Origin of the sequence: Chryseobacterium proteolyticum (assembly GCF_046591535.1) — a bacterium.
Lineage (GTDB): Bacteria > Bacteroidota > Bacteroidia > Flavobacteriales > Weeksellaceae > Chryseobacterium > Chryseobacterium proteolyticum.
Genome location: NZ_JBJLWK010000003.1, coordinates 718878 through 743536 on the forward strand (window position 1 = coordinate 718878; position 24659 = coordinate 743536).

22 protein-coding genes, 3 tRNA genes, 2 pseudogenes and 1 riboswitch are annotated in these 24659 nt (G+C 36.3%); of the genes and pseudogenes, 18 read left to right on the plus strand and 9 right to left on the minus strand.

What is annotated here, in order from left to right:
- The first annotated feature begins 10 nt into the window (after nucleotides 1-10).
- From ACJ5H0_RS14255 to ACJ5H0_RS14325, 15 genes and pseudogenes are all read left to right on the plus strand, one after another.
- On the plus strand, nucleotides 11-430 hold the full coding sequence (locus tag ACJ5H0_RS14255; RefSeq protein WP_172284650.1) for a Fur family transcriptional regulator: 420 nt from the start codon (nucleotides 11-13) through the stop codon (nucleotides 428-430).
- A 44-nt stretch (nucleotides 431-474) separates the two neighbouring features.
- Complete coding sequence (locus ACJ5H0_RS14260) at nucleotides 475-2433, plus strand: heavy metal translocating P-type ATPase (protein ID WP_411250006.1); 1959 nt, start codon at nucleotides 475-477, stop codon at nucleotides 2431-2433.
- Nucleotides 2434-2575: 142 nt separating this feature from the next.
- Nucleotides 2576-2935, plus strand: coding sequence for a hypothetical protein (locus ACJ5H0_RS14265; protein WP_345990895.1), 360 nt, complete (start codon nucleotides 2576-2578; stop codon nucleotides 2933-2935).
- 116 nt (nucleotides 2936-3051) lie between these two features.
- Nucleotides 3052-3327 carry a YHS domain-containing protein gene (locus ACJ5H0_RS14270; protein ID WP_172284645.1) on the plus strand — a complete coding sequence of 92 codons (276 nt, stop codon included), beginning with the start codon at nucleotides 3052-3054 and terminating at the stop codon, nucleotides 3325-3327.
- Complete coding sequence (locus tag ACJ5H0_RS14275) at nucleotides 3314-3457, plus strand: hypothetical protein (protein WP_411250007.1); 144 nt, start codon at nucleotides 3314-3316, stop codon at nucleotides 3455-3457. Before ACJ5H0_RS14270 ends, ACJ5H0_RS14275 begins: the two co-directional genes overlap by 14 nt.
- Nucleotides 3444-3998, plus strand: coding sequence for an SCO family protein (locus ACJ5H0_RS14280; RefSeq protein WP_411250008.1), 555 nt, complete (start codon nucleotides 3444-3446; stop codon nucleotides 3996-3998). Before ACJ5H0_RS14275 ends, ACJ5H0_RS14280 begins: the two co-directional genes overlap by 14 nt.
- Nucleotides 3999-4106: 108 nt before the next feature.
- Entirely contained in the window at nucleotides 4107-4781 is a 675-nt protein-coding gene (locus ACJ5H0_RS14285) for a superoxide dismutase (protein WP_172284641.1), read from the plus strand.
- Between the two features lie 3 nt (nucleotides 4782-4784).
- On the plus strand, nucleotides 4785-5153 hold the full coding sequence (locus ACJ5H0_RS14290; RefSeq protein WP_345990894.1) for a hypothetical protein: 369 nt from the start codon (nucleotides 4785-4787) through the stop codon (nucleotides 5151-5153).
- A gap of 214 nt (nucleotides 5154-5367) precedes the next feature.
- The gene (locus tag ACJ5H0_RS14295; RefSeq protein ID WP_411250009.1) at nucleotides 5368-6204 is read left to right on the plus strand and encodes an MbnP family protein; all 837 of its coding nucleotides are present in this window, start codon (nucleotides 5368-5370) and stop codon (nucleotides 6202-6204) included.
- Complete coding sequence (locus ACJ5H0_RS14300; RefSeq protein WP_411250360.1) at nucleotides 6194-7243, plus strand: cytochrome-c peroxidase; 1050 nt, start codon at nucleotides 6194-6196, stop codon at nucleotides 7241-7243. The genes ACJ5H0_RS14295 and ACJ5H0_RS14300 overlap by 11 nt, the downstream gene beginning before the upstream one ends.
- A 38-nt stretch (nucleotides 7244-7281) precedes the next feature.
- The gene (locus ACJ5H0_RS14305) at nucleotides 7282-8211 is read left to right on the plus strand and encodes a transporter (protein WP_411250010.1); all 930 of its coding nucleotides are present in this window, start codon (nucleotides 7282-7284) and stop codon (nucleotides 8209-8211) included.
- Nucleotides 8212-8311: 100 nt separating this feature from the next.
- A riboswitch (cobalamin riboswitch) is annotated at nucleotides 8312-8495 on the plus strand.
- Between the two features lie 300 nt (nucleotides 8496-8795).
- Entirely contained in the window at nucleotides 8796-10634 is a 1839-nt protein-coding gene (locus tag ACJ5H0_RS14310) for a TonB-dependent receptor plug domain-containing protein (RefSeq protein ID WP_411250011.1), read from the plus strand.
- A pseudogene (locus ACJ5H0_RS14315) lies at nucleotides 10631-11768 on the plus strand (YncE family protein). Before ACJ5H0_RS14310 ends, ACJ5H0_RS14315 begins: the two are co-directional and overlap by 4 nt.
- A 13-nt stretch (nucleotides 11769-11781) precedes the next feature.
- The gene (locus ACJ5H0_RS14320) at nucleotides 11782-12975 is read left to right on the plus strand and encodes a cell surface protein (protein WP_172284627.1); all 1194 of its coding nucleotides are present in this window, start codon (nucleotides 11782-11784) and stop codon (nucleotides 12973-12975) included.
- A gap of 25 nt (nucleotides 12976-13000) precedes the next feature.
- Nucleotides 13001-15274 carry a T9SS type A sorting domain-containing protein gene (locus ACJ5H0_RS14325; protein WP_411250012.1) on the plus strand — a complete coding sequence of 758 codons (2274 nt, stop codon included), beginning with the start codon at nucleotides 13001-13003 and terminating at the stop codon, nucleotides 15272-15274.
- 253 nt (nucleotides 15275-15527) lie between these two features.
- Here ACJ5H0_RS14325 and ACJ5H0_RS14330 read toward each other — a convergent pair whose 3' ends face one another.
- The 9 genes from ACJ5H0_RS14330 to ACJ5H0_RS14370 all read right to left on the minus strand — a co-directional run bounded on the left by ACJ5H0_RS14330 (nucleotide 15528) and on the right by ACJ5H0_RS14370 (nucleotide 20936).
- Nucleotides 15528-16319, minus strand: a complete 792-nt coding sequence (locus ACJ5H0_RS14330) for a T9SS type A sorting domain-containing protein (protein WP_172284623.1) — start codon at nucleotides 16317-16319, stop codon at nucleotides 15528-15530.
- Between the two features lie 316 nt (nucleotides 16320-16635).
- On the minus strand, nucleotides 16636-17844 hold the full coding sequence (locus ACJ5H0_RS14335; protein WP_411250013.1) for an MFS transporter: 1209 nt from the start codon (nucleotides 17842-17844) through the stop codon (nucleotides 16636-16638).
- Nucleotides 17845-17909: 65 nt separating this feature from the next.
- Nucleotides 17910-18569, minus strand: a complete 660-nt coding sequence (locus tag ACJ5H0_RS14340; RefSeq protein WP_273650526.1) for a FadR/GntR family transcriptional regulator — start codon at nucleotides 18567-18569, stop codon at nucleotides 17910-17912.
- Nucleotides 18570-18714: 145 nt separating this feature from the next.
- Nucleotides 18715-18786: transfer RNA gene (locus ACJ5H0_RS14345), tRNA-Glu, on the minus strand.
- 70 nt (nucleotides 18787-18856) lie between these two features.
- A tRNA-Glu gene (locus ACJ5H0_RS14350) sits at nucleotides 18857-18928 on the minus strand.
- Nucleotides 18929-18939: 11 nt separating this feature from the next.
- On the minus strand, nucleotides 18940-19194 hold the full coding sequence (gene rpsT, locus ACJ5H0_RS14355; RefSeq protein WP_273650527.1) for a 30S ribosomal protein S20: 255 nt from the start codon (nucleotides 19192-19194) through the stop codon (nucleotides 18940-18942).
- Between the two features lie 68 nt (nucleotides 19195-19262).
- The gene (locus ACJ5H0_RS14360) at nucleotides 19263-19583 is read right to left on the minus strand and encodes a hypothetical protein (RefSeq protein ID WP_172284615.1); all 321 of its coding nucleotides are present in this window, start codon (nucleotides 19581-19583) and stop codon (nucleotides 19263-19265) included.
- An 11-nt stretch (nucleotides 19584-19594) separates the two neighbouring features.
- Nucleotides 19595-19669: transfer RNA gene (locus ACJ5H0_RS14365), tRNA-Glu, on the minus strand.
- Nucleotides 19670-19727: 58 nt separating this feature from the next.
- Nucleotides 19728-20936 carry an N-acetylmuramoyl-L-alanine amidase family protein gene (locus ACJ5H0_RS14370; RefSeq protein ID WP_411250362.1) on the minus strand — a complete coding sequence of 403 codons (1209 nt, stop codon included), beginning with the start codon at nucleotides 20934-20936 and terminating at the stop codon, nucleotides 19728-19730.
- A 138-nt stretch (nucleotides 20937-21074) separates the two neighbouring features.
- Between ACJ5H0_RS14370 and ACJ5H0_RS14375 the strand changes: the two are divergent.
- The 3 genes and pseudogenes from ACJ5H0_RS14375 to ACJ5H0_RS14385 all read left to right on the plus strand — a co-directional run bounded on the left by ACJ5H0_RS14375 (nucleotide 21075) and on the right by ACJ5H0_RS14385 (nucleotide 24640).
- Nucleotides 21075-23676 (plus strand): annotated as a pseudogene (locus ACJ5H0_RS14375) (putative LPS assembly protein LptD).
- A 128-nt stretch (nucleotides 23677-23804) separates the two neighbouring features.
- Nucleotides 23805-24185, plus strand: a complete 381-nt coding sequence (locus ACJ5H0_RS14380; RefSeq protein ID WP_045491236.1) for a RidA family protein — start codon at nucleotides 23805-23807, stop codon at nucleotides 24183-24185.
- Nucleotides 24185-24640 (plus strand): hypothetical protein, encoded by a 456-nt coding sequence (locus ACJ5H0_RS14385; protein ID WP_172284609.1) that lies wholly within the window; start codon nucleotides 24185-24187, stop codon nucleotides 24638-24640. The genes ACJ5H0_RS14380 and ACJ5H0_RS14385 overlap by 1 nt, the downstream gene beginning before the upstream one ends.
- Nucleotides 24641-24659: the final 19 nt, after the last annotated feature.

The window sequence follows — 24659 nt, forward strand, 5'->3', positions numbered from 1 at the left end:
AATATCAGAAATGAAAAAAGATATAGAAGATAAGCTTATAGACAAAAATACGAAGCCAACAAGTATGCGTATCCTGGTATATGATTTTTTGAGCTCTCAGGAAGCCGCTTTGTCATTGTCTGAAATTGAAAGTCATTTTGATAATGCAGACCGAACAACTATTTACAGGACCTTAAAAACTTTTGAAGAGAAAGGAATTGTTCACGGAATACAGGAAAATACAACTACCAAGTATAAACTTTGCGATGATGATTGTGACGAGAAAACACATAAAGACTGGCATCTTCATTTTTACTGTAAAATTTGTAAGCAAACCACCTGTAAAGAAGATATTTCATTTCCAGATAACATCCAAACTAATTTCCGGATTGATGAAATAAGGCTTTTTGCTAAAGGGATTTGCGAAGATTGTTTGGAAAGTTTGCAATAGTATTGCACTTGTTTTAAAATTAATTTTGTTGAAAATTATAAGTTATGGAAGAATGCTGTAATACAAAACCTCAAAAAAAAGAGCACAATCATTTTGAAGGAGATGGCCATGATCACGGTCACTCTCATGATACCTCAGATAAAACGACTTTCCAGTTGTTTTTACCTGCAGTAATCTCTTTTGTTTTATTAATGATCGGTGTCTCTTTAGACAATTATATAAAAACAGAATGGTTTACCGGTTGGGTTCGGATCGTTTGGTACTCAGCGGCCTATATTCCTGTTGGACTTCCAGTATTAAGAGAGGCTTATGAAAGCATCATTAAAGGAGATGTGTTTTCAGAATTCTTCTTAATGGGGATTGCAACAATTGGGGCATTTGTTATTGCCCAATATCCTGAAGGAGTAGCAGTGATGCTTTTTTATGCCGTTGGAGAAGTATTTCAAACTTTGGCCGTTACAAGGGCGAAAAGCAATATCAAATCATTATTAGATCAGCGTCCGGATGAGGTAACTGTTTTAAAAGGTGGGCAACCCCAAATAGTGAAAGCAGAGACTGTAGGTATAGGAGAAATTATTCAATTGAAATCCGGAGAGAAATTAGGGCTGGATGGAGAATTGCTTTCAGAAACTGCTTCATTTAATACAGCTGCACTTACAGGGGAAAGTAAGCCGGATACCAAAACCAAAGGTGATGCAGTGCTTGCGGGAATGATCAATTTAAATACTGTTAGCCAGGTTAAAGTTACCACTGCATATCAGGATAGTAAACTGAGTAAGATCCTGGAGCTGGTTCAAAATGCTACAGCGCAAAAAGCTCCAACCGAATTATTCATTAGAAAATTTGCGAAAGTTTATACTCCGATTGTTGTTCTGCTTGCTATAGCAATTGCATTATTACCTTATTTCTTTGTAGCGGACTATCAATTTAAAGATTGGTTGTACAGAGCTTTAGTATTCCTTGTGATTTCTTGTCCATGTGCATTGGTGATCTCAATTCCTTTGGGATATTTCGGAGGGATTGGAGCGGGAAGCAGAAATGGAATTCTGTTCAAAGGAAGTAACTTCTTAGATGCACTTGCTAAAATCCAGAATGTTGTAATGGATAAGACCGGAACAATGACAGAAGGTGTTTTCAAAGTTCAGGAAGTGGACTTCAAGCCTGAGTTTGATAAAAATGAAATATTGAAACTGGTAAACCTTTTAGAAAGCCAGAGTACGCACCCTGTAGCAACAGCTATTCATGAGTATGTAGGAGAAATAGATCATTCCATTCCCATGGAAAACGTAGAGGAAATTGCAGGGCACGGGCTGAAAGCAACAATTAATGGAAAAGATTTATTGGTTGGGAATTTCAAAATGATGGATCGATTCAATATTCAGTATGATATCAACCCGGATAATATTGTGTATACATTAATTGCGGTCGCTTATGATAATAAGTTTGTAGGATATCTTACTATTGCAGATACCATTAAAAACGATGCGCAATTAACGATCAATAAATTAAAAGCATTAAATATAAAATCAACCATGCTGAGTGGCGATAAAAGCTCAGTTGTAAAATATGTGGCGGATACTTTGGGAATTCAAAATGCTTATGGGGATTTACTTCCAGAGGATAAGGTGAATAAAGTAAAAGCTATCAAAGCTAAAAATGAGACGGTTGCTTTTGTTGGTGATGGAGTGAATGATGCTCCGGTTGTAGCTTTGAGTGATGTAGGAATTGCAATGGGTGGACTGGGAAGTGATGCAACGATTGAAACAGCTGACGTTGTAATACAGGATGACATGCCAAGTAAAATTCCTATGGCCATTAATATAGGTAGGAAGACCAAACAGATTGTATGGCAAAACATTACCCTAGCATTTGTGGTAAAAGGAATTGTTTTGATCCTTGGTGCAGGAGGTTTGGCGACCATGTGGGAAGCGGTTTTTGCAGATGTCGGAGTTTCACTGATTGCAATCCTGAATGCCGTAAGGATCCAAAGGATGAAATTTTAATCATTAACCATAATTAAACTTAATTATAAGAAGCCTTGCTGAATTTCGGTAAGGCTTCTGTCTGAAAAAATATCGATGACTTTCATCATAAATTATACTTAAAAAGAATTTGAGTAGTATATTTGTGGAATAGAATTGATCATTGAAACTTTTCATATCCATATTCATTATTTTTACCATAGCAATACGTCCTGTATTGCCATTAGTGAACTATGCGGTTAACTATGATTATATTGTAAAAAATCTCTGTGAAAATAGAGATAAACCGCAATCTACATGTAAGGGTAAATGTTATGTAGAAAAAGAACTCGCTAAAACAGAAAAGCAATCGGGGCCACAAACGATAAAAATTTCTGTTATTGATGTATTTCTTTCCAATGATATTCTTTCATTTGCTGATGCCAAAGGATTTGAAATCTTGCAAAAAGTTGCTAATCCAGGCTATATCAAATCGCATTCTTCAGATTATTTTTCCAGGATATTCCATCCTCCTTTAGGATAATTTATAATAACTAATTTACTAGTCGAATACCTAATCTTTATTAGCTATTTATTATGTAATTAGCTTTAATCAGATCTCTGAATTAATCCATTATTATAAATTTTCATTTCAATCCAATGAAACATATATTCATTTTGACAGCTTTGCTGCTGTCAGTATCATTTATTTCCTGTGCCCAGGAAACACCTAAAGTAAAGCATAGTAAAAGTATGATGACTCCAAAGGAGAACCTTAAGGTAAAAGTAGTCAACGCTGAAGATCCTGTATGTCATATGAAAACGGCAGATTATTTAAAATTTACAGCAACATATAAGAACAAGGTGTACGGTTTTTGCAGTGCTTCCTGTAAGGACGAATTCAACAAAAATCCTGAAAAATATGTCCAAAAATAAAAAAACAGCCCAAAGCTCAAAAAGCAGGATCGTTATTCCCATTGCAATTATTGCAGTTATTTTCCTGGGAGTAGGTTTTGGTATGAGCTATTTTAAAAAAAAACCTTTATACTGTAATGAAGGTTCCTGATTTTGAGCTTACCGATCAGAATAATAAAAAGATTACCAATAGAGATATGCTGGGCAAAGTATATCTGGTGGAATTCTTCTTTAGTAAATGTCCCACCATCTGTCCTGTAATGAACAGCAATATGAAAGTGATCGAAGAGGAGATTAACAATCCTGAGTTTGGGATTATTTCCATAAGCATAGATCCGTTGAACGATACTCCGGAAACGTTGAAACAACATGCCAATAGAATCGGAGCAAAATCTCCCAACTGGCATTTTTTAACCGGAGACCGGACGTACATTGGAAACCTTGCGGATCAGTTCAATATCTATGTTGGGGATAAAGAAGATGAGGGAGAGAGTCTTAATCATAGCGGGATGATTGCGCTTGTTGATCAGGAAGGAAATATCCGTTGCAGATATAATAAAGACAATATGCCTATCCTTTACTATTCAGGATTAAACTATAAGGATCCCGAAGGAAAAGAAACACAGCTTACCGGCAAATATCATCCGGACAGGGAAAGGCTGATTGAAGATATTAAGAAGTTATTAAATTAAAAGTTGGATGTCAGGAAGTGTATTGATTGTGAATGAAGGTCTTTAACCCTTGTCTTCCATCATCAAACTTACTCTTTAAAAAATGTTAAACCATAAATACAAAACATTATGAAGATTATGAAAATAGCTGCCTTAGGTGCAGTTTTGGCAGCGCAATTTGCTTTTGCGCAATTCAAGCAAACTCCTTTATCATACGCTTACAATGCGTTGGAAGGTTCAATAGATGCGCAAACCATGGAAATCCATTATACAAAGCATGCTGCGGGGTATGTAAGTAATTTGAATAAGGCAATTGCTGGAACACCTCAGGAAAAAGAGACTTTATTCCAGATCCTTTCTAAAGTTTCAACTCTTAGTCCAACGATCAGAAACAACGCCGGAGGACATTTTAACCACGAACTTTTCTGGACCATGTTAACGCCTGAGAAAAATACCCAGCCTTCTGCGAAATTACTAAAAGCAATTACAGAAACTTTTGGAAGTCTTGATGCCTTTAAAGAGAAAATGAGCAAGGCAGGAGCTGATCGTTTTGGTTCCGGTTGGGCATGGCTTTCCGTGGATAAGAACGGAAAGTTGTTTGTTTCTTCAACTCCTAATCAGGATAATCCTTTAATGGATGTTGTAGAAGAAAAAGGAACTCCAATTCTTGGAATTGATGTATGGGAGCATGCTTATTATTTAAAATATCAGAATAAGAGAGCTGACTATCTTACCGCGATCTGGAACGTATTAAACTGGAAAGAGGTAAGTAAGAGATATGAAAATGCACTGAGCAAAAAATAGATCATGAATTATATTTGCAGCATATTCCTTACCCTCTATATGGTGGTCAGACCTCTGATCCCCATCATGGAATATGCTGTAAATTATGATTATATTGTTGAGGTCCTTTGTGTTAACAAAAACAAACCAGAGCTGAATTGTAATGGTAAATGTTATTTGAGTAAAGAACTCGCTAAAACCAATGATACAGAAACAGCCCCTTTGAGTAAGGGAAAAAATTCCGGACAAAAAATTCTTGATATTTACATCCTTCCGGAAATAACAGAAATAAAAAACACAGATCTAACATACGATCACAATTTTACTTTTATTTATCAAAAGAATTACTCTTTTCTTTTCCTGAAACATATTTTCAGGCCGCCGGTTTTTTAAAGTTGTTTATACATCTTATCACCAATTGTTAAAGTTCACATACTGCGAAAATTACAGATTTTCCACACTCATGTGTTCTTCATAATTGTTTCATGATTCACTTTATAATTCTAAAGTGCTAAAACTTTTATGCCTATTGGGATTGAGAAAATGAATGTTTTCAACATTCGATGTTTATTTCTATTCAAACAAATACAATTTAAAAAAATCAACAATGAAAATTTATAAATTTTTATCTCTATTGTTTATTGGCCTTATATTACTTAGTGCTTCATCATGTCAGAGTAATGACGATAGGGATAATTCACAGGATACTACACCGGGAAACCTACAGATAAAGTTTGAAAACGGATTCAATAACCTTGGCGGTATTGTTTTGAATCAGACAACCCAAACTTCTTCAAGCGGACAAAAACACCAGTTTTCTACTTTAAAATATATTGTAAGTAATATCAGCCTGATTGATGAATCCGGGAAAGAATTTAAATACAATGAAAATAATCCTGATAAAGGAGCCTTTATCATAGACCAGGCAGATGCCGTAGCAGGAATCGTTTATGTAAACCTTACCGGAATTCCTAAAAACAATTATAAAAAAGTGAAGTTTGGTCTGGGAATCAGCCAGAATGCTTATCTCCTGGGAATGGACGGGCAGGCAGAGTTTTGGAATAAAGCTAAAACAAAGGGGATGTCCTGGTCCTGGGCTGCGGGCTATGTTTTTGTAAAGCTGGAAGGGAAATACGGGAGTACTGCTGCAGAGAAGGAGTTTATGAATCATACGGGAAATATGGGAAATGTAGCGGCTAATAATACTCCTGATTTATACCGGGAAATTACTTTAGACCTCCCAACAACGGCGAGAGTGACCGGAAAAATAAGACCGTCGATTCATATTTTGGCCGATCTTAATCAGTATCTGAGTGGTGACACAAAACTTACCCTTAATACATCTAACGATATGATGATGGGATCGAGTCCGCATTTGGTAAGTGTAACCAACAACCTTACTAAAATGTTTACCGTAAACCACGTTCATAATGATGAAGATTAAAAATATTCTGAAGGCAGGATTGATTATTGTTACATTTTTTAATATCATATCGTGCTCAGATGAGGTTATTGAGCCATTGGAAAAGGATGAGGCTTATAACTTACAGTTTCCAGCTTATTTTCCTGAAATGACGTTTGATAAAACGGGGAATTCGATCACCAAAAATGGAGTAGAGCTGGGAAGGAAATTATTCTACGAAGGAAGGCTTTCCCGAAATAATACCATTTCGTGCGGCTTCTGCCATATACAGGAAAATGCTTTTACGCACCATGGGCATAATGTGAGCCATGGGGTGGATGACAGGATCGGAATACGCAATGCCCCTCCTATCCAGAATATGGCATTCTTAAAGCGATATATGTGGGATGGGGTAATTCATAACCTTAATGAGCAACCCATTATTCCTATTACCGACGCAAACGAAATGGATAGTTCAATGCCTGAAGTGATTGCTAAATTAAATGCCGATAGCAAGTATAGAAATCTTTTCAAAGCCGCTTATGGTGATGAATATATTACAGGGGAAAGGGTTTTGAAGGCTTTGTCACAGTTCATGGTAACGATGATTTCTGCTAATTCTAAGTATGACCAGTATAAGCAGGGAAAAGCAACTTTTACTACAACGGAAATGAAGGGAATGGCACTATTCCAGCAGAAATGTTCCTCATGCCATAGTGGAGAATTGTTTACGGATGAAAGTTTCCGCAATACAGGGATGTATTACAATAGTCAGTTTAAGGATGCCGGGCGTTATAGGGTAACATTGGATCAGGTAGATTGGATGAAATTCCGGGTACCCAGCTTAAGGAATGTGGAATATACAGCACCTTATATGCATGACGGGAGATTCTATACCCTGGATGCTGTTCTTAATTTTTACTCGGATAATGTAGAGGACAATCCTAACCTTGATCCGCTGCTTAAACAAAACGGACATATCGGACTCACGATGAACAATGCGGAGAAGCAGTCCATTATTGCTTTCCTGAAAACTCTATCTGATAAAGACTTTGTTACCAACCCAAAATTCTCAGAATAAATTTTAATCAAACATGAAAAACATTTTTTTTAATAGTATTGGGTTTATTTTTATGCCAAATAGCCTATGCAGAACCCATAAGAGACAGTTTGTATATTCCTGAAAATAGTTTTAACCCCAGCAAATTTTTTGATGATGATTGTGATGCTTGTGGCTGTGCTGCAGGAAATGGATCATCAGGATTTGAGTCTTTGCTTAATCCTCAATTTATAGGAATAAAATATTTTGCACAGCATTATAAAGCCAAAGAAAACCTTTTTGTGAATGATCTCACCCAGGATCAGTACTTCAATACCATCCAGTTATGGGGAAAAGTTCCCATTACGAAAAAGCTGAGTGTTTACGGGAGTCTCCCTTTTCAGTTTCATGAAAAAAAAACAATGCAGGGAGACATCAGAATTAATGGAATAGGGGATCTGAATGTAATGGGTATTTATCAGCTGATCAATTCTAAAGATGCATCTCACCAATTAAATGGAGGATTAGGAATAAAAGTTCCGTTAGGAAGATTTGATGAAAAAGGAATTACGGGAGTGAATCCGAGTTTCCAATTGGGAACAGGAAGCTGGGATTATCAGATGGTTGTGAATTATAAATACCAAAAGAACAAAGTTGCGGTAATTGTTAATACGGATTATACTGTTAAAGGTGAAAATAAGAAGTATTATCAGTTTGGAAACCAATGGAACTATGCAGCTACCGGATTTTATCAGCTTTATGCGGACAAAAAAATGATCTTTTCCGGGAAAGCCGGATTACAGGGAGAAGTATATGATAGGAATAAGCAATTTGATGAAGCCTTACCGGATACTGCCGGAAGTGCTTTATATGGAAAATTAGGCTTTGAACTTTCCTATAGTAAATGGAGCCTGGGTAGTGAACTGATGCTTCCTGCCTATTCAAATCTGGCCGGTGGAAACATTGAAGCTAAATCCAGATTCAGTGTGTTTATTAACTTTGGGATATAAAAATCAAATGAACATTCCGTTACTCATGTAACGGAATGTTTGTTTTTATTCTGTTGAAAATCATTTTATTAAGTATAATATTGTTTCTAAGAAGAATTTTCTATCTTTGCCGGAATCTGGTGAGCTGTAAAAGGCTTTTAAAAGGGAATCCGGTGTAAATCCGGAACAGACCCGCTGCTGTAAACTCTAAACCAAAATTTTTGATGTATATATCCACTGTTTTTAATGGGAAGGATTTCAAAAATGGAGTAAGTCAGAAGACCTGCCAGAAGATTAAAGTTTGATGCTTTCGTGGAATAAAGCTAAGGACAACAATGCTTCTGTGCAGCTATGGCTGTACAATGTTATTGCTGCTTTCTTATATCCATTAGTGTCAAGATTATTCTCAGTGAGCTAATGGAACCGAAATTTACTTTTACAACTAAAAAAATAATTATCACAATCCTTGTGCTAATTAACCAGCTTTATTTTTCTCAGTCAAGAGATAGTATAAAGGAAAAAGGGATCCTTCCGGTTACCATTATAAAAAAGATTTTAAAGAAATTCTTCCCGCTCAAACTCTTTCAGGAGAACAGCTGGAAAGGTTGAACAGCCAGTCCGTAGCCGATGCATTACGCTATTTTTCGGGAGTACAGATCAAGGATTACGGTGGAATTGGCGGATTGAAAACGGTTAATATCCGAAGCATGGGTAGCCAGCATGTCGGTGTTTTCTATGATGGGATTCAATTGGGAAATGCACAAAACGGGGTTATCGATCTGGGAAAGTTTTCGCTGGATGATATCGGAGAAATTTCATTATACAACGGACAGAAAAGTGAGATCTTTCAGCCTGCAAAAGATTTTGGATCTTCCGGCTCAATTTATCTCCAACCCAAGACTCCTTATTTTTCCGGAAATAAAAAAACGAATCTTGTACTTAGAATAAAAAACAGCTCAATCGATCTTTTCAACCCGTCATTTCGATTGGAGCAAAAGCTTTCAGATAAAATTTCCGTAAGTTTCAGCTCCGAATTTATACAGAGTGACGGACAATATAAATACAAATACCAGAAAAAACACCCTGATGGTACTATAGCCAATGATACAATTGCAACAAGATATGATTCTTATATTACTGCCAAAAGATTTGAGACCAGCCTGCAGGGAAATCTGAATAATGGAGACTGGAATGTCAGGGGCTACGGATATATTTCAGATCGTGGGATTCCCTCAGCAATTGTGAATAATGGTTTTGATCCGAAAGGACAAAAATTACTTGATAGAAATTATTTTGTTCAGGCTCACCTGAGGAAAAAAATATTTTCAAAATTTGAGACTCAGCTCAAAGCTAAATTTGCCTACGACTATACCCGGTATATGGATACGGTAAATGTAGCTGAAACGGCTTTAAAAACGGATAATACATATATCCAGAGAGAATTATATTTATCATCTTCCAATATTTACTCAATTACACCAAACTGGGATGTTAGTGCTAATGTTGATTTCCAGTATAATAATCTGGATTCCGATCTTAAGCTTTTCTCATTTCCCACGCGTTATACCTCATTGGTTGCTTTTGCAACCACTTACCAATGGAACCGGTTTAAATTTCTTGGAAGTGTTTTAGGCACTTTTATTCGGGAGAATGTTGAACGTAATTCCAAGTCGCCGGATAAGAGTGAATGGACACCCTCTGCATTTTTGAGTTACCAGCCACTGGCCTTTAAGAATTTAACTGTGAGAGCATTTTATAAAAGGATTTTTAGAATGCCGACTTTCAATGACCTGTACTATACCATGATCGGGAATGTTTTTCTTAAACCTGAATTTACCAATCAATATGACGTAGGTTTTACTTATCAGAAGACTTATAACCATCAGGTTCTGAAAAGTATTTACTTCAAGGCAGACGGGTATTATAACAAAGTGGAAAATAAGATCATTGCAGTGCCCACAACCAATCTTTTCAGATGGATGATGACGAATCTTGGAGATGTTCAGATCATAGGATCAGATGTGAATATACAGGCTGAGCTGGACCTTGGGAAAGTAATATTGAAACCATTGTTGAGCTATACCTACCAAAGTGCACGCGATTTTACTGAAAAAGGAGAGTCATATTATGGAGATCAGATTCCTTATGTGCCGTGGCATTCAGGAACTTTTACTTTGATGGCTGATTATAAGGAGTGGAGCTTTAATTATAGCTTTATGTATACGGGGAAACGTTATGATGCACAACAAAACAATATTGAATATAATCTCATCAAACCCTGGTATACGCACGATTTATCGATTCAGAAAAGGTTTAACTGGTATTCTCACCAGTTCAAGGTAAGCTTTGAGGTCAATAATACTTTGAATCAGCACTATGATGTGGTAAGGAACTATCCAATGCCAGGAAGAAATTTTAAACTTATTGTAAGCTATACATTATGAAAAAAATAAGCTATTACGTGTTCTTATTCATTGCGTTTTCACTACTGTCATGCAGAACAGATGAATACACTCCGAAAGAAGAAGTTGAGACGGGTCTTACACAACCGGAAAATACTGCAATCAAAGGTTTTTATGTTTTGAATGAAGGAAATATGGGGAGCAATAAATGCACTCTTGATTTTTTTGATTATACAACAGGAAACTACAGAAGAAATATTTATGCAGAAATTAATCCCAATGTTGTTAAAGAATTAGGCGATGTGGGAAATGATATTCAGATTTACGGAGGTAAATTGTATGTTGTGGTGAATGTGTCCAATAAAATCGAAGTGCTGGATGCAAAAACAGCAAAGCGAATCAAAACAATCCAGTTACAAAACTGCAGGTACATTAAATTCAAAGATGGAAAAGCCTATGCCAGCAGTTACGCTGGGCCTGTTGATATCAATCCTAATTCTCCTAAAGGAAAAGTTGTGGAGATTGATACGACTTCCCTTGCCATTCAAAGACAAGTTACCGTAGGATATCAGCCTGAAGAAATTGAGATTGTGGGAAACCAGCTTTTTGTAGCTAATTCAGGAGGGTATATGGTTCCAAATTATGATAAAACTGTTTCTGTGATCGATCTCAATACATTTACAGAAAGTAAAAAAAATAAATGTTGCAATCAACCTTCACCGCCTTAAAAAGGATAATTACGGGGATTTGTATGTAAGCTCAAGAGGAGATTATTACAATGTACCATCAAGTTTATTCCTCGTTGATGTAGCAACCGGAACTGTGAAAAAAGATTTTCATCTCGCAGTGAGTGAAATGACCATTGTGAATGATAAGCTTTATTACTATGGAAATGAATTCAATTATAATACCCATTCTTACACTAAAACTTTTGGAATTATTGATGTAAAGACCGAACAGGTGATTTCTGATAAAATTATCGATCAGGAATATGCAGATGCAATCAAGGCTCCTTATGGAATTGCTGTAAATCCCATTACTGAGGATATTTATATTACCGATGCGAGGAATTATGTATCCACGGGATTTGTCTATTGCTTTAATAAAAGTGGTCATTTTAAATGGAAAACGGAAGGAGGGAATATTCCGGCTCACTTTACCTTTTTATATAAATAACTGAATCTTAGATATGGACAGAAAAATTTTAAAAATAATACCTGCTGTACTGGTTATATTTCTTTTAACCGGAATATCAGGATGTAAAAGTGACAGAGATGAAGAGTTTTCATTTAAGGGATTGGAAGAGTCTTATACGATCAATCGTTTTAAGGTACTGAATATTCCCGCAAATGTTCCTGGCAAACTCACCTGGAGTATTAAAGATTCCATTATTTCTGAAGGATCCGAACTCGATTTTATCAGCCCTTACGCGAAGACATATCCACTGACACTGAAAATAGAACAAAATGGAAATGTGAAAACATATCAATCTACCATTATTGTAAATAAGGAGCCGGGTTCCTACAGTAAATATATTGCCAGTGTACTGGATTTCCGACCTGCAATAGGACAGTTTACCAATGAAATTCCTGAATATCTTGCTGGAAATACTGCCAATACTATGTTGCAAAAAGCCAGGGAATCTTTAATCGGCTCAAATTCCACAATGATCAGTTTAGGAGGATTCGGGGGCTATGTTGTTTTTGGGTTTGATCATACGATTCCAAATATGAACGGCCGGGATTTTAAGATTCTTGGAAATGCTTTCTGGGGAAATAATGCTAACGATCCACGTTCGGGTTCTTGTGAGCCGGGAATTATTATGGTGGCTTATGACAGAAATAAAAACGGGAAACCTGATGATAATGAGTGGTACGAAATTGCTGGAAGTGAATATTTTAAAAATACAACCGTAAAGAATTACAGCATCACTTATTTCAAACCCAATGAAACTAAACTTCCTGTTCCCGGAAGTGAGCCATGGCAAACTGATATCGAATATATTAAATGGCAGGATAATCAGGGAAATACCGGATTTAAAACCAAGAACGGGTTCCATGATCACAGCTACTTCCCTTTATGGATTTCTGATGCTTCTTACAGCTTGTCAGGAACTAGATTACAAAACAATTTTTACGATCAGAGTGGAAATGGGTCTTATTGGATTGGTAAATCATATGACTTTGGATACGCGGATAACGCTCCGAATAATGATGAGGCATCCAATATTGATATTTCCTGGGCCGTAGATAAGAGCGGGAAATATGTAAAGCTTCCGGGGATCGATTTTGTAAAAGTGCACACGGGAATCAATCAGGAAGCAGGCTGGCTGGGAGAAGTGTCTACGGAAGTAGCAGGAGCATACGATTTATACATAAAATAAAATTCAACAATAAATTTATTTAAAAATGAAAAAGATCTATCTTTTAACTTTACTGTTATTCTTTGCATTTTTCACGAATGCACAGGTCACAGTTCAGGGCGTGCCCCGAAATGACATCAAACAAAATTCAGTACATAAAAATGGGCTGAAAACAACAACTACTGTAACCAGTTTTTCTGATATTCAGTACTGGGTGGGGACGGGTTCTAAAAAGGCGGCTTTTGTTGTCCAATGGAATGATGGAAAAAATCCTGATGCTTTAGTTTGGGGATTTAAGTGGGATGGAAATGCTACAGGAGAGGATATGCTAAAGGCCATTGCTAAAGCGGACCACCGTTTTTATTCTTTGGTGTATCAGGGAACTACTTTCGGAACAGCGATCGGAGGACTTGGTTTTGATCTGAACGGACAAGGGACCAATGGATTATACAAGAATAACAATGTAACATATCCATTGTATCCTTTAAATGGTATCATCAATACGACAGCATATGATTTCGATGATTATACAGCGATAGATGCGGCTAATGATCACTGGAAGTCTGGCTGGACTACCGGATACTGGTCTTATTGGGTGAAGAATCCTACAGATACCGATTTTGGATATTCTAGTTTAGGTGCCAGCAGCCGTACTTTAGAAAACGGAGCATGGGATCTTTGGAATTTTTATCCGGGAATGGTTGATCAGCCGATTTCTACAACATTAACACCAGTATCGGCTTATGCTTCACCGGCAACTTTTACAGATGGTTATTTTATGGTGAATGAAGATTGGTATGGACATACCAATGGCTCTGTTAATTTTGTAAATAATAATGGTCAGATCAACTATAGGATATATAGTGACAAAAATAATAATGAAGCATTCGGAGCTACTACACAGTATGGAACGATCTATGGTGATAAGTTTTACTTTATTTCGAAACAGGCTGCTGATGGGGGTGATACACAATATACACCTGGAGGGAGACTTGTTGTAGCGAATGCCACTACCATGCAAAAGATCGCTGGATTTAATACTATTGGAGGAGGAGATGGAAGGTTTTTCCTAGGTGTCAATGAACATAAGGGATATATTGGAACCACTACCGGAATCTTTTTATTTGATATTGATAATTTGCAGGTTGGAACTTTAGTGCCCGAAACTAATGGTAAAGGTCAGATTGGGAATATGATTCGTACATCGCAATATGTATTTGCTGTGACACAAAACGGGGGAATTCTTGTGATCAACCCGAATACCAACGCTGTTGTTCAGACTATTGCAGGTGCATTTTATTCAATTGTGCAGGCTAAAGATGGAAGTGTTTGGGCGATTCAGCAACAGAAATTGGTGAATATCCATCCTACTACTTTTGTAACAACAGATTATGCTATTCCTACCACCAAATACATTGGAGACTGGGGAGCATGGTATGCCGGAAGATTGACGTATAGTACCAAACAAAATGCGCTGTACTGGATCAACTCAATTAATGCATTCTCTTCGGGTAGCCAGATTGTGAAATTTGATGTTACCACTAAAACATTTAACGAAAGTTTTGCAGCAATTCCAGGACAAACGGGAACTTACAAGCAGATTCCTTATGGAGCTGCTTTGCGTGTAAACCCTGTTACGGATGAATTGATTTTGAATACAACAGAAAGTGGTTATGGAGCACACTATCAGAAAAACTGGGTACATACATTCAGTAGTACAGGAGCTCTTACCAATACTAAAATATTAAATGATTATTATTGGTTTCCTGCGGTTACCGTGTTCCCGGATACTATTGCTCCAGTTGTACAAAGTACATTCCCATCACAAACTACAGTGAACAGTACGACTACCATCGACCTTAAAACAGTGGTTTCTGATGCTGATAACCTTTCGTTAGCTATTGTAAAAACTGTAAAGTCCAATAGTAATTCAGGAGTTGTAAATGCTGTGATTAATACAAATGATGAGTTGGTATTAACACCACAAAGTACGGGAACTTCTACAGTTGTTATAAGCTTTAATTCAAATGGAAAGCTTGTGGAAAAATCACTTGTAGTAAATGCTAATTTGTCTACATTAGGAACAGCAGACGTTAGAAAGCTTGAATTGGGAATTTATCCTAATCCTGCGACAGATGTTCTTAATATTAAAACTCAGGATAAAGTATTGAATACGGTGGTATATGATGCTTCCGGAAAAATTATTCCTACTCAGTTCAGTAATGGACAAACCAATGTAAGCACTCTTACTAAGGGAATCTATATTCTAAAGGTGGTTACTGATAAGGCAGTTTATCAACAAAAATTTATTAAGAATTAAATCTTAAAGGATAGTTTATAAATTAAACCCTCTATCATGTGATAGAGGGTTTTTATATAGATTAAGGGCTTTTGTAAGATATCATGAAACAGATTATATATATCTGTTTTTAACTGATTACCCGAATGCTTACTCTCGTAGAGTTGAAAATATTCAGTGGCACAATGATCGTGATTATTCTAAATTGATTACAAATAAATACGGCAGGCTTTTAGCCTGCCGTATTTTTCACATGTTGTTATTACATGTTTTTTTATTTAATCATGATTTTACGAGAGTATATTTTTCCTTCTTTTGTGGTAAGGGTCATAATATAAACTCCTTCCGGTAGTGTAGATTCAAACGTTTTTGATTTTAGTTTTGAACGATACACTTCTTTTCCTGATGTATTGATTAAAGCAACGTCAGATCCTTCGAAAGGTACATTTCCATCAAGGGTAACCTGACCATTCTTGCTGTATGCCATTAAGCTGATGTGTGGATCTTTGTACTGATAAGCGTAATAAATACGGAAACCTCCATTAAGGTTAAGCAATCCTGAGTTAAGGCTTATTTTCACACGGTCGAAAGGTTTGTTCATAGTAAGTTCAAGAGCTCCTCTACTTGCATCTGTACCGCCCAACTTAAGCACATCATCAAAGATGTTCATATAATCATTATTGGAAACATCGCCAAGAAATGTCTCTACAGATAATCCACCTATTAATTGTGCAGTAAGAATAGATTGATCTGTACCAACACCAATGACAAGTTTATTCGTATCAGCAAGGATATTGGACGTAGGGAAAATCAGAGTCTGTTCTGTTCTTCCTAATAATCCAATAGGAACAAGTAGGGTAGAGTAGTCGTTTTCGTTACTGCCTACTGCGTTTTCTGGATTTTGTACAAAACAGGCAACACAGATACCATATGCCCGGTTTGTTTGACTGCTTGCGTACACTTTGTTAAGTTGTGCAAAAGACATTGTGTTCATTAGGAACAATAGTAAGGAAGCCAAGACTACTTTTTTCGTCATGCTTTGGCCTGCGAATAGATTTGTTTTCATATGTTAGAAATTAGTTTTTAGAATTTTAAAATTACAAAAAAAAAAGGTTACGATAATGTATTTATTTCATATTTATGTGATTTAATAATGATTTTTAATTTTTTCTTAACCTAAGCAAGTCGTTGAAAATGAAAGTAATCCCTTATCTATAAAGAGATGTCAAATATTGTATTATGTATTTTAATTCTACCTACAGTGGAAAAAATTCATTAAGAATTAACGATGGCTTAATGTATAATCTATTGAAAATGAGACTAAAATAATCCCCCTTTACCATGTATAAAGGGGGATTACATTTCCAAATTTATAATTATAATCAGTGTTTTTTTGTTCCTTTTATATTAGGCAAAAATGCGGTAATAATACCCATAAGAGGTAAAAAAGCACATATTTTAAATACATATTCTATGCTGGTGTCATCTGCTACCGCCCCCAAAACAGCAGATCCTATACCTCCCATTCCAAACATGAATCCGAAAAACAACCCGGCTACTAATCCGATTTTATCCGGCATAAGATCGGTAGCGTAAACCAGAATAGCAGAGAAAGCGGATGCAATGATCAATCCGATAAGAATTGCAAAAATAACTGTCCACATCAAAGAAAGATAAGGAAGACAAAGCGTGAAAGGAGCAGCACCCAAGATAGAAATCCAGATTATTTTCTTTCTGCCGTATTTATCACCCAGTTTGCCACCAAGGATCGTTCCTACTGCAACTGCTGCAAGGAACATGAACAAATACAACTGGGAATCCTTCACTGAAATATGAAACTTATCAATAAGGAAAAATGTGAAGTAATTGGTCATTGATGCCAGATAGATGTATTTAGAAAATACAAGGGCCAAAAGGATAGTAATTGAGGATATTACTTTTTTTCTTGAAAGATCTATGTGTACGACCATATCTGAATGTTTTACTGTCTTTCTTATGGATAGCCTTTCAGCATACCAGTTTCCTATTCTCCATAAAACAATAATACCAATGAAAGCAGCTATAGCAAATAGTCCCACATAACCCTGGCCTAAGGGAAGGACTATAAGCGCAACTAATAAGGGACCGATTGCACTTCCCGAGTTTCCTCCCACCTGAAATATAGACTGGGCCAGCCCTTTCTGGCCACCGGAAGCCAGTTGGGCAACCCGTGAAGCCTCAGGATGAAAAACGGAAGATCCCATTCCGATGAGTGCAACTGAAATGAGAATAACATAGTACTCATGTGCTGCCGCAAGGAGTAATAATCCTGCCATGGAAAGCGCCATACCTATAGCCAGTGACCTTGGATTAGGTTTTTTATCTGTGTATATACCAACAAAGGGCTGTAGAATAGATGCGGTAAGCTGGAACACCAGGGTAATAATACCAATCTGGGAAAATGATAGCTTAAACTCTCCCTTTAGAATGGGATACAAGGAAGGAATTGTAGATTGGATCAGGTCATTTAAAAAATGAGAAAAGCTGATCATAAAGAGAATGGGATAAACAATCTTATGGGTGTCAATTGTTTTTGTCTGTACAGTGTTCATAGAATAATAGTTTTAATTCATCTTGTCATCTGATGAATTTTAAGTTGTTAATAGAAAGTCTTTTTTTATAATAGTTTGTGAATTATTTTTTCAGCAATAAGAGCCGCATTATCCGCATCTCTGTTCCTAATATATTCATAGAGTTCCGCATGCAATTTCTGTGAAATCCTGAATGCTTCAGTATTGTTTTTATGGCTGCTTTCAAAGACTCTGAGGACTTGTCTGCTCGCTATTTTATAAATTTCTTTCAGGAGTTTATTTCCACACGCTTCCGCTATGGATAAATGGAAATTGATATCAGCCTGGTAACATTCGAGTGCCATATTTTCTTCCGCAAACTTATTTCTCAGATCCAGATATTCTTTTATGGTTTTCAGTTGGGCTTCTGTATGATTGAGAGCTGCTTTTGCGGCAACTTTTGACTCCAGCAGGGATCGTACTTCTTCTACTTCTTCAATTTCTGCATTGCTCATCTGGATTTCCAGAGATTCCTGGACATTTTTTGAAACCACAAAGGTACCGACACCTTGCTGTACACTTAATACACCTTTAATGGATAGTATTTTAATAGCCTCGCGAATACTCGAGCGTCCCACACCATATACTTTCATCAGTTCCGGCTCCGTAGGTAGCTGATCACCGATTGAATAAGTCTCATTGAGTATTCCTTCTGTGAGTCTTTCTGCAACTTCCTGAGCTAATGTCTTTTTTTGGATCTGTGTCATATACATCTTATCATCTGATGACTGCAAAGGTAGGACTTATAGTATATATTGCAAAGAGATATATAAATAAATTTTTAAAAATCCCGTCTTTATGAATGAGAGGGACTATAAAACAAAAAGCTGCAAACATTGTTTGCAGCTTTTGTAGCCCGTAGGGGAATCGAACCCCTCTTACCAGAATGAAAATCTGAGGTCCTAACCGATAGACGAACGGGCCATCTACCATTACACTAAGATATCTTAATGTGTTAGATTTTTTGTTTTTATAAGTTTACAACTCTTATTAGTAGCCCGTAGGGGAATCGAACCCCTCTTACCAGAATGAAAATCTGAGGTCCTAACCGATAGACGAACGGGCCAACTATCCGTATTACGCTAATTTATTAACGTGCTTAGTTAATTTACTTTTCAAGTTAGCAGCCTTGTTTTTGTGGATAATATTTTTCTTAGCTAATTTATCCAACAAAGAGATAACCTTTGGCAATTGCTCTGCAGCAGCAGCTTTGTCTTCTTCATTTCTCAAAACCTTCATTGCTGTTCTAGCAGTTTTGTGGTAGTATCTGTTACGAACTTTTCTAACTTCGTTTTGTCTAATTCTCTTTAATGCTGATTTATGATTTGCCATATCGTTCAAATGTGAGTGCAAAAGTAAAAACTTTTTTTTTTATCTGCCAAATTTATTTTTAAATAATTTTAATTTTCTTCAGATAAATATTTTCTCAGTTTGTCTATTGCTTGTTCTATTTTAAAATTTTCTTGTTCCTTATCTATTTTCTTGATAATATTTCCCAACATTATCATTGCGTTGTTCCATTCTCCAGTAGTATTGGTGAAAGTTAGTCCATCTATAGTTACTTCAAAGGCTACCCTCTCTCCATACCTGTAAAGTCTGAAACTTATCTTGTCATCTCTGCCTATTATCCCATCTTCATTAACTTTCAAGTCGTAACTTTTTGGGTTAGAGTGGATCTTCTTAAAAAGCAATGTTGCTTCTTGAATTTTTAAATCCGGCATGATATCAAATTTGGTAGCCTATAGGGGAATCGAACCCCTGTTGCAAGAATGAAAATCTTGAGTCCTAACCACTAGACGAATAGGCCAAATTTTGAGGTTGCAAAAGTAATAATTAACTTCTTAACTTCAAAATTATTTTTTACACTATCTGTAAACTTTTTGTATGATAGTATTCTTAATGCCCTTTGTCTCAAGCTCTTTCTGGATTTTTACAGCATCTTCCAATGTGTATACTTTTCCATAAGTGTAGTAGAAAACTCCACTTTCTTTATTCCTTTCCACGTCTTTCAGGGTCTGGAGAATAAATGAGTTACCATTTAATTTATCTCCTACATACACCTCTATCGTATAGTATCCGGTACTTAGTTTTTGGTTCGGCATAAATCCTACGGCAAATGCATTTTTGAATCCGGCATCTTTGGCTGTTCTAAGGTTAATATCTTTTACGGAAGCCATATTCGTTACTCCATAATAATATTTGTACAGTCCGTTTTCTTTGATAGGAAGAATGTAATTTAATCCTTTAAGAGCTGGATCTCCATCATTGTATTTAGTAGGGGAGCTCATTAGCAGGATCCTGAAATCATTTTTTAATGCAACTTCTACAGGTTTTTCTGGTTCAGGCTTTTTGGTTGCGATCATAGAAGGACCTCCTGACTTTCTGTCAATTGCTTTTTTATAATCGATAATCGCCTGATAGATACTTTCTGCAATCTCTTCCTGTCCTCTGTCCGAGGCTAAATAGTGACTTTCTTCTGCATGATTGATAAATCCGGTCTCAATAAGTACGGAAGGCATTGCATTCATACGAAGAACGTGCAGGTTCTTTTGGAAAACACCTCTTGAAAATCTTTTGTCTTTATTTACAAAGTTATCTTCTACCAATCCACCGAATAATAAGCTAGATTCCAGGTATTTGCTTTGCTGAAGCTTTAATGCGATCAAAGATTCCGGAGAGCTGGCATCATAGGAACCAAAGGTCTGTCTGTCTTTTTCATCAAGAAAGATCACATCATTTTCTCTTTTGGCAACTTCCAGGTTGGTGTCATTTTGGTCGGGCCCCTGTACATAGGTTTCTGTTCCGTAAGCTGAAGATCTTTGTGCTGAGTTACAGTGTACCGAGATAAAAAGGTCGGCTTTGCTTCTGTTCGCGAGATTGGTTCTGTCGGAAAGAGAAGGATATTCGTCAAATTTGCGGGTATAGATTACTTTAAAGTCTTTATTTTTTTCAAGCATCCTTCCTAATTTTAGGACAACTGAAAGGGTTACATCTTTTTCAGCAAGAAGTCCAATATCACTATAAGTCCTCTTCGCCCCTGAATCACTGCCTCCATGTCCTGCATCTAAAACGATCGTAAATTTTTTTTTGTGAAAAAATAAATTGGCTCAAAAGAATGAGGATAAATGATAAAATTATTTTAAATTTTTGTTTGTACATCTTACAGTTTTAAAAATTATATTAATTTTGAGCCTTAATTACATACAATAAAATTGGCCAAAACCGTCCTCAAAAATATATTACAAATTTTAATTATCCTAATTTTTAACAATTTTTTAGCACAGAAAACCCCTGAAAAATTGCCTAAAAATACGGTAATTAATGATACTATTTCCAAAAAGGATACCATTGTTGCAAAGAAGGAATCATTAGATGATGTTCTTATGACAAAAGCGGATAATATCCGGAGAGATTTCCCTAAAAAAAATGATATACCTGAACCAAAAAGCTCAGGTAAAATATCAGGATATGCAGATTGATGCGGATTATATTTCTATTGATGAGCAGAAAAATCTGATCTATGCCCGTGGAAAGCAGGATTCTTTAGGAAAGAAGATTATAGAACCTGTACTTACTACCCAGGCCGGGAAAAAGTATGAGACGGATCAGTTCAATTATAATTATAAGACAAGACAGGCGATTGCCTATAATGCACGAACAGAAGAGAGTGAAGGGGTAATCATTGCCAATAAAACAAAAAAGTATAATGACTCTGTTTTTGCAATGAGACACGCATTATATACTACAGATGAGTATTTCCTGAAGAAAAAAGATACTGCTGCAGATTACCATTTGCTCGCTTCCAATATCAAACTGGTAAAAACCAAAGAAAAATCCCAGATTATTACAGGACCGATACAAATGTATATAGAGCAGGTGCCTACACCTCTAATTATGCCTTTTGCTATTTTACCGTTTTCCAGTAAAAGGTCTGCAGGTATCCTGATCCCCAGTTTCGGGGAAAGACAGGATGTAGGGTTTTTCCTGAATGGCATCGGATACTATCAGCCCATTGGAGACCATTTTGATATGAAAGTCCTTGCTGACATTTATACGAAAGGAAGCTGGAACGTGAGACCGGAAATGAACTATGTAAAGAAATACAGGTACTCGGGGAATTTCACCGCTGATATAGGAACGACCATCAGAGGAATTAAAGGATTGGACGATTATTCAAGAAGCAGTACATACAGGATTGCCTGGAGACATACGCAGGATACAAAAGCAAATCCGTTTCTTACATTTTCTGCATCGGTAGATATCGTAAGTAATAAATTCTATAATAATACCATCAACAATAACTATATATTCAATCAGAATGTATTGAATACCCAGCAGAACTCGACGGTTACCGTGACTAAAAGGTTCTTAAAACTTCCTGCTACTGTTACGGCAACGGCATCGTATTCACAGAACTTTGCTACCGGATTGGCAGATCTTCGTTTGCCGCAAATGAACGTTGCAATCAATCAGTTTTATTTATTTAAATCAAAAACCGGAGTAAGACAAGGTCTTCTGGAAAATATTACGGTAAATACCGGATTAAATTTAACAAACTTTGTGACAACAAACGAAGGGGAGCTATTTACTAAGGCTATGTGGGATAAGCTTCAAACAGGCCTTACGAATAATATTACTTTAGGGACGAATACCACCGTTGCTAAATATTTTACCTTCAGTTTAGGAACTACAATTAATAATGCCCTGACAACAAAGACCCTTACCAGATATTATGATCCTTTAAGCAACAATTCTAATAAAGTGGTAGACCAGGTGAATAAGCAGATTGCAGGATATTCTTATTTTTCAAGTACAGCGAGTTTACAGACTACATTATACGGAATGCTTAATTTCAAAAAAGGATCTGCAATAGAAGCCATCAGGCATATGATGACCCCAAGTATCGGATTCACTTATTCTCCTGACTTCGGAAAACCTGGATTCGGGTACTATAAGAATTATTATGATGCCAACGGGGCTTTAACTCCTTATTCTATTTTTGACGGTGGGATTGTAGGATCGCCTACAAGTGGTATGCAAGGATCATTAGGTTTTAATATAGGGAATAACATTGAAATGAAGGTAAAGTCTAAGAAAGACTCTACAGGAGTGAAGAAAATAAAAATCTTCGAATCATTAAACCTTTCCGGAAGTTATAATTTTGCTGCTAAAGACCATCCATGGTCAATTTTCTCAATTAACGGACAATCTTCATTTTTTGAGAATAAATTAAGTGTTAATACCAGCCTGTCATTAGATCCATATAAAATTCTTTTTGTTCCGGGATCAGATACTGGTATCAGGACTGAACGTTTTGGGGGATTTAGTGTACAGGGGTTCAATATTCAGGTGTCATATCCTTTAAGCAGTGAGATCTTTGGAGCTAAAACAGATTATGCTAAAAAATACCAGTCTAAAGGAGAAATAAGAAATGAAAATTATTATTTCGATGATGATCATTATGCTCATTTTGATCAGGCATGGACTTTGAATGTTAATGCAAACTACGCTTATTCCAAAAACTTATCCAGATTTGGGACGAAAATTGCTTCAGTAGGATTGGATGGAAGTATTAAGCTTACTCCTTATTGGAACATTAACGGGAGTACACACTACGATATGATCACCAAACAGCTGGCATATACAAGGATAGGGTTCTCCAGGGATCAGCGAAGTTTTACGATTAATTTTAACTGGGTTCCTTTCGGACAATATAAGGTATATGACTTTTTTATTGGGATAAAAGCTAATATTCTGAGTGATGCACTTAAATATAAGGATAGAAGTTTTACCCAACCGAATGCACCTTTCTAATATAAGGTGGAGTTTTGAGAATAAATTTTATATTTGCACCCAAAATAAATTTTGCTGAATCCATTAAAGTCCCGGAAGAGGGATAAAGCAAATGGTGATAGTATAGATAAAAAAATAAATATCCGCATATGAAACAAATAATCAACACAGTTAATGCTCCTGCAGCAATCGGACCTTACTCACAAGCAAATATGGCTAATGGAGTTTTATATATTTCAGGTCAGATTCCTGTAGATCCTGCAACAGGTAAATTGGTAGAAGGAATTGAGAAAGAAACTCATCAGGTAATGAAAAACCTTGAGGCAATTCTTACTGAAGCGGGGATGACTTTTAAAAACGTTGTAAAAGCGACAATATTTCTTAAGAGTATGGATGATTTTGCTGTGATGAATGATATTTATGCATCTTATCTGGATGCAGAAAGCTATCCGGCTCGTGAAACGGTACAGGTATCTTGCCTGCCTAAGAATGTTGATATTGAAATTTCGATGATTGCACATCAGGATTAATGAGCTTTATAAGAAATACATTTGCGGTGTTGGTAGGTCTTGGTATTGCAGGGCTTATTATTACTCTTGGTATAAGAGCTTTTCCGCAGTGGATTACTTTTGACGCTTTTGCCCCTTTTGAACACTGGCAAAGATTTCTGTACAGCATGAGAAATGACGGAGCCTTTTTTGGATTTCTGTTGTTTATTTCCGGTTTAGGAACAACAATAGGAGGTGTGGCAACCGCGATTATTGTAAAATATGCTAAAGTAGCCTATGCTATTCTCATTGGTTTTATCATGCTGTTCATAGCAATGCTGGATGTTATTATATTTCCTTACCATCCTACATTTTATAAAATTTCTATATTTCTTACCTTTTTCCCTTTCTCCTGGATCGGAGGTAAGATTGTAGAAGTTATTTATGAGAGGAATAAGAAAAAGAGGATTGCTGATAAAATGAATAAAACAAAATAAAAAAAAACGCTGCATTTGC

Excerpts from the sequence above, each read along its gene's own strand:
- ACJ5H0_RS14270 (WP_172284645.1), top strand. The coding sequence starts at position 3,052 with ATGAAACATATATTCATTTTGACAGCTTTGCTGCTGTCAGTATCATTT.
- ACJ5H0_RS14260 (WP_411250006.1), top strand. The coding sequence starts at position 475 with ATGGAAGAATGCTGTAATACAAAACCTCAAAAAAAAGAGCACAATCAT.
- ACJ5H0_RS14255 (WP_172284650.1), top strand. The coding sequence starts at position 11 with ATGAAAAAAGATATAGAAGATAAGCTTATAGACAAAAATACGAAGCCA.
- ACJ5H0_RS14325 (WP_411250012.1), top strand. The coding sequence starts at position 13,001 with ATGAAAAAGATCTATCTTTTAACTTTACTGTTATTCTTTGCATTTTTC.
- ACJ5H0_RS14340 (WP_273650526.1), bottom strand. The coding sequence starts at position 18,569 with ATGACACAGATCCAAAAAAAGACATTAGCTCAGGAAGTTGCAGAAAGA.
- ACJ5H0_RS14330 (WP_172284623.1), bottom strand. The coding sequence starts at position 16,319 with ATGAAAACAAATCTATTCGCAGGCCAAAGCATGACGAAAAAAGTAGTC.
- ACJ5H0_RS14335 (WP_411250013.1), bottom strand. The coding sequence starts at position 17,844 with ATGAACACTGTACAGACAAAAACAATTGACACCCATAAGATTGTTTAT.
- ACJ5H0_RS14300 (WP_411250360.1), top strand. The coding sequence starts at position 6,194 with ATGAAGATTAAAAATATTCTGAAGGCAGGATTGATTATTGTTACATTT.
- ACJ5H0_RS14275 (WP_411250007.1), top strand. The coding sequence starts at position 3,314 with ATGTCCAAAAATAAAAAAACAGCCCAAAGCTCAAAAAGCAGGATCGTT.
- ACJ5H0_RS14285 (WP_172284641.1), top strand. The coding sequence starts at position 4,107 with ATGAAGATTATGAAAATAGCTGCCTTAGGTGCAGTTTTGGCAGCGCAA.
- rpsT (WP_273650527.1), bottom strand. The coding sequence starts at position 19,194 with ATGGCAAATCATAAATCAGCATTAAAGAGAATTAGACAAAACGAAGTT.
- ACJ5H0_RS14380 (WP_045491236.1), top strand. The coding sequence starts at position 23,805 with ATGAAACAAATAATCAACACAGTTAATGCTCCTGCAGCAATCGGACCT.
- ACJ5H0_RS14320 (WP_172284627.1), top strand. The coding sequence starts at position 11,782 with ATGGACAGAAAAATTTTAAAAATAATACCTGCTGTACTGGTTATATTT.
- ACJ5H0_RS14295 (WP_411250009.1), top strand. The coding sequence starts at position 5,368 with ATGAAAATTTATAAATTTTTATCTCTATTGTTTATTGGCCTTATATTA.
- ACJ5H0_RS14385 (WP_172284609.1), top strand. The coding sequence starts at position 24,185 with ATGAGCTTTATAAGAAATACATTTGCGGTGTTGGTAGGTCTTGGTATT.
- ACJ5H0_RS14290 (WP_345990894.1), top strand. The coding sequence starts at position 4,785 with ATGAATTATATTTGCAGCATATTCCTTACCCTCTATATGGTGGTCAGA.
- ACJ5H0_RS14280 (WP_411250008.1), top strand. The coding sequence starts at position 3,444 with ATGAAGGTTCCTGATTTTGAGCTTACCGATCAGAATAATAAAAAGATT.
- ACJ5H0_RS14360 (WP_172284615.1), bottom strand. The coding sequence starts at position 19,583 with ATGCCGGATTTAAAAATTCAAGAAGCAACATTGCTTTTTAAGAAGATC.